The organism is Methylobacterium sp. WL119, from assembly GCF_008039875.1.
In the GTDB taxonomy this organism is placed as follows: domain Bacteria; phylum Pseudomonadota; class Alphaproteobacteria; order Rhizobiales; family Beijerinckiaceae; genus Methylobacterium.
The window spans coordinates 1-4,708 of record NZ_VRUU01000179.1 but is presented as its reverse complement, the minus strand read 5'-3'; the positions used below and the strand labels follow the sequence as shown (position 1 = coordinate 4,708).

Annotated in this window: 2 protein-coding genes and 1 pseudogene; 2 read left to right on the top strand and 1 reads right to left on the bottom strand. The window is 58.8% G+C overall.

What is annotated here, in order from left to right; genetic code table 11:
- Positions 1 to 132: 132 nt before the first annotated feature.
- Positions 133 to 1,932, top strand: a complete 1,800-nt coding sequence (locus FV227_RS27810; RefSeq protein ID WP_147860401.1) for a glycoside hydrolase family 16 protein — start codon at positions 133 to 135, stop codon at positions 1,930 to 1,932.
- A gap of 115 nt (positions 1,933 to 2,047) precedes the next feature.
- Positions 2,048 to 3,139, top strand: coding sequence for an IS630 family transposase (locus tag FV227_RS27805; RefSeq protein ID WP_147860400.1), 1,092 nt, complete (start codon positions 2,048 to 2,050; stop codon positions 3,137 to 3,139).
- Positions 3,140 to 3,185: 46 nt separating this feature from the next.
- Here the strand turns inward: FV227_RS27805 and FV227_RS27800 are convergent.
- Positions 3,186 to 4,474 (bottom strand): annotated as a pseudogene (locus tag FV227_RS27800) (IS701 family transposase).
- Positions 4,475 to 4,708: the final 234 nt, after the last annotated feature.

Sequence of the window (4,708 nt, the reverse complement as noted above, 5' to 3'; positions counted from 1 at the left end):
CCGTAATATCATGATTTATGACGTATATATAATATGCGTCAGATCCATGTAGTATCTGCTCGACTATTATTGTCGTGTCGTTAACGTTTTTGCGTGAAGCTCTCTGCCATGTGAGCAGCGAGATTTTTCGCCATGATCGACCTTACGGGTTACCGTCTAACATTTGACGACGAATTCAATGCTCGTAGTATTTCCCAGAATGGATCGGGTACGACTTGGGCCGATATCCGCTCGCAATGGCGGTTTGACAGCAACTCCGACATTGGATTTGGACATTCTTCCTTTGTCGATTCGTCATCCGGCTATGATCCGTTCAAAGTTCAGAACGGCGCACTAATAATAACCGCTGTACCCGATAAAACTCCGTCCGGATATCCTGGAAGTTGGGAATCGGGTCTGATTACTACGCAGGGAAATTTCTCACAAACCTATGGATATTTTGAAATGCGGGCCGACCTGTCGGCTAGCATCGGTGCATGGGATGCTTTTTGGTTACTTCCTAATCAGGCTGCAAGCAATCCAAACCATCTTCCAGGGTGGCAGGAACTTGATATCGTCGAGCATTATGGAGCTAACGAAGGTGGCGTTTATAGCGCTATACACACAACAGATAGTATTCTAAGTCAAAACTTACAATATTATAGCGACCACCCCGGATTAACATCCGGGTATCATACGTATGGTATGAATTGGCAGCCTGACAGAATTAGTTTCTATTTTGATGGTCAGTACATGGGTTATCAACTAACTCCTACTGATATGCATGGCCCGATGTATATCCTGGCTAACTTAGCTACTCAAGGATCAGAGAGCAATAACGCCGACACCGCAGGCACTCCCATGTCGATGAGCATCGATTATATTCGTGCATACTCAAATGCCTCAAGCGCTACGGCAGTTCAACTTGGAACGATTTCATCGCCCGATGGGATCGATACAGGCAAGCTTTACGGCGCAACAGCTGCAGTGGCTCTAACTCCAAGCATTCCCGTATCGACGACTGCGAGCTTAACGACAATATCTCTTCCCATCGCGCTTACGGACGCGAGCTTTGACTTCAGTCGTGGCCACACTGCGATAAAATTCGCCGACGGAACAATTATGGATCTTACTGATGCCACAAAAATTTCATTTAGTGACGGTATAATTCAGAAAAACGATGGATTACCCCTCGTTGACGATCTCTACTACGCCGCCAATAATTTTGATGTTTGGCGTACGCATACAGACTTGGATGCGCATTACTTGCAGTACGGCTGGCATGAGGGACGGGATCCAAATGCTTTTTTCTCGACTTCAGGATACCTCGCCGCAAATGCTGACGTCCGCTCTGCGGGTACCAACCCGCTGACAGACTATGGTATCAATGGTTGGCATCAGGGGCGCGACCCATCCGCGCGGTTCGACAACGAACTTTATCTGGCTCATAACCCGGATGTCCGTGCCGCCGGGATCGATCCGCTCACTCACTACTTGCAATATGGACAGGCAGAAGGGCGCCAAGCCTATGCCGCAGTCGGCCGTGCCGCGGATCTTGCGATGCATCCAGGCTTCGACGCCGAATATTACCTACTAGCCAACGCGGATGTTGCACGCGCGGCAATCGCTGCGGGCGGGGACAGCTTCGCGTTCGCTTACAATCACTATGAGGTGAACGGGTGGCACGAGGGTCGTAATCCCAACGCGGTGTTCGACGTCACTGGATATCTTACAGCCTATGCCGACGTTCGCGCGTCTGGGATGGACCCTATCGCCCATTATGAAACCTATGGATGGAAAGAGGGGCGCGATCCGTCAGCTATCTTTGATACCCGTGCTTACGAAGCGCACTACAAGGATGTTGCCGCAGCTCATATCGACCCAATGCTGCACTACCTGCAATATGGCGCAGTCGAAGGCCGCGGCGCTTTCAGCGACGGGCACTTCGGTTGAAACTGAAAAGCTTTCAACGGCAGGGAGCGTGAGTTCTAGTTGTCTGAGTTAGAAGTTTAGTTGCAGATTTCGAGCTTGCACCTACGTGTGGGGGATGTCCGCACGGAGGTGACCGATGGCTCGTGGTCCAAAATCTGCTCCTCTCCATCTGACTGAGGACGAGCGCACGCGCCTGGCGGGGCTCGTCCGCCGTCGCGATGTCGGCCAAGCCTTGGCTCAGCGCGCGCGGATCGTGCTGGCCTGCGCTGAGCCGGGATCGACCAACAGTGGCGTTGCCCGTGATCTCGGCGTCAGCCGGATGAGCGTCACGACGTGGCGCGCCCGTTTCCTCGCCCATCGCCTCGACGGCCTCGTCAACCTGCCCCGCTCTGGTACACCACGTGCCGTCACGGACACGGCCATCGAAGGGATGGTCACCCTCACGCTGGAGAGCCAGCCAGAGAACGCCACCCACTGGTCGACCCGCGCCATGGCCCGGCGGGTCGGCATGAGCCAGAGCATGGTCTCGCGGGTCTGGCATGCCTTCGGGCTGCAGCCGCACAAGACCGACACCTTCAAGCTTTCGACCGATCCCGCCTTCGTCGACAAGGTCCGGGACGTGGTCGGCCTCTACATGGCTCCGCTGCATCGTGCCGTGGTGCTGTGCGTCGACGAGAAGCCACAGATCCAAGCGCTGACGGGCACGGCCCCCGTGCTGCCGATGCGGCCCGGCCAGCCGGAGCGCCGAACTCACGATTATCGTCGCCAGGGTACGACCGACCTGTTCGCCGCCCTCAACGTCCAGGCCGGGACGGTGATCAGCCACTGCACAGGCCGGCATCGTTCGATTGAGTTCCGCGACTTCCTCGATCAGATCGAGGCGGTCGTACCCAGCGATCTCGACGTGCACCTCGTGCTCGACAACGCGGCCACCCACAAAACCAAGCTGATCCACGACTGGCTGGTGAAGCGTCCGCGTTGGCACCTTCATTTCACGCCGACGTCCGCATCATGGCTCAATCTTGTCGAGGGCTGGTTTGCCCTTCTCACCCGTCGACGTCTGCAGCGTGGTGCCTTCCAACAGACCAGCGATCTCGAAGCTGCGATCCACGCCTACATCGACCAAACCAACGCCGATCCAAAGCCCTTCGTCTGGACCAAACCCGCTGATGCTATCCTCGCAAGCGTCGGACGCTTCTGCGAGAGAACTTCTAACTCAGACCCCTAGCACTACTTTGGCAGATTGCATTTAAGGTGGCAGTTCGAGGACGACGTCACAGTGCGGGCATCGCCGGGGTAGCGGTCGGCCGAGGTGGTCGAGGATGGCCTGCCGGATCAACGGCATCGAGGGCTCGGGCGGCGGGCAGGCGATTCTTTTTTTCCCGCCCGGCTGCTGCGAGGCGCCGGGACTGGAGGAAGGCGTAGGCCATCATCGTTATCAGCGCATGGCGATGCAGACCGGTCCAAGAGCGGCCCTCGAAGTGATCGAGGCCGAGTTCTTCCTTCATCTGTTGATGCGCCTGCTCGCAGATCCAGCGCGCCTTGATCGTGGCGGCGAGCTGCTTGAGGGTCGCATCGGCAGGCAGGTTCGAGAGGTAGAACTTGCGCTCGCCCGAGCCGCGCTCCTCGCGCACCAGCTAGACAGCCTTCCCGGGCAGATGTTGATGGCCCATCGTGCCGATCCGTTAGGTCGGACCATCGGCCATCCGTACGCGTAAGGCGCAAAAGCGCGCCCGTAGCCGACCCTTGGCCCCGTGCCGCCAGGTCACCGATCGCCCTGTCATGTCCGCAAGGATGGTCTCGGCCGCGACCGAGACCTGGTCTGACACGTGACGCTGGCGGGGTCGCCCACGCCCTGCCACGGGGAAAATCATTGCCACGTCGGCCGGGTAGACCTTGTTGCGCCCCGTGATCCCGACGGCCCACCTCAGGCCACGCGCGCTCAGGGCCTGCCGGAATGGGCCAAAGCAGCCGTAACCGGCATCGGCCAGCGCGCAGCCGAAGCGCACGCCCCCGCCCGGACCCGGGCGATCTCCAGCTGGGTTCGGTGCGCGCGCTCGTCCTTGGGGACGCCGGCCCCGACCATCCGATCCGGATCGCCCGTCCAGGTCTCGGGCAGGAATAACGCCAGGCCGACCGCCGCAAGGACTTCGCCGCGCGCCAGCGTGAGCGACACCAGCGTTTGGCAGTTGGCGGTCTTGCCCAGCGTCGTGGCGTATTGCAGTGCCACCCCGACCGAGCGGTTGCCCTTCTTCGGCAAGGCGGTGTCGTCGACGACGAGGATTGCATCCGATCCGCTGACCAGGCGGTCGGCCTCGCTGAGAAGCGCCTGCTGCATCGGCCCTTCGTCCCAGATCCCAGTCGCGATGAAGTGGTGCAGCCGATCGTAAGGGACCCCGTCGCCCCGATCTGCCATCGGCTAAACGCTCTTGCGGTCGACCAAGCCGATCAGCCCGGCCAGGTAGAGTGGGCACATCGCCCGGCGCGCCGAATGCGACAGGCTAGCCAGGAACGGCTGAAGCCACCGATCTAGGTCGTCATGCCATCCGCCAGCCCCTGACATCGCGATCGCCTATGACCATCGCCATGGCACACGAATCCACGAAAACCTGCCCCGACCCCCCAATCTGCCAAAGTAGTGCAAGGCTCGGGACTCATAACTAGGGCCTGTCGTCGTCTGAACGGATTGGCTTGGCTAGCGTTTTCGTTTCTCTGATGCAGGAGGGACGATGCTGAGCGACGCCCAGTGGTCTGAACTGGAGCCTTTGGTCGAGGCCTGCCGGCCCAAGGCCAAGAC

What these genes read in the sequence shown, in the direction of transcription:
- FV227_RS27805 (WP_147860400.1), top strand. Translation starts at nt 2,048, where the DNA reads ATGGCTCGTGGTCCAAAATCTGCTCCTCTCCATCTGACTGAGGACGAG.
- FV227_RS27810 (WP_147860401.1), top strand. Translation starts at nt 133, where the DNA reads ATGATCGACCTTACGGGTTACCGTCTAACATTTGACGACGAATTCAAT.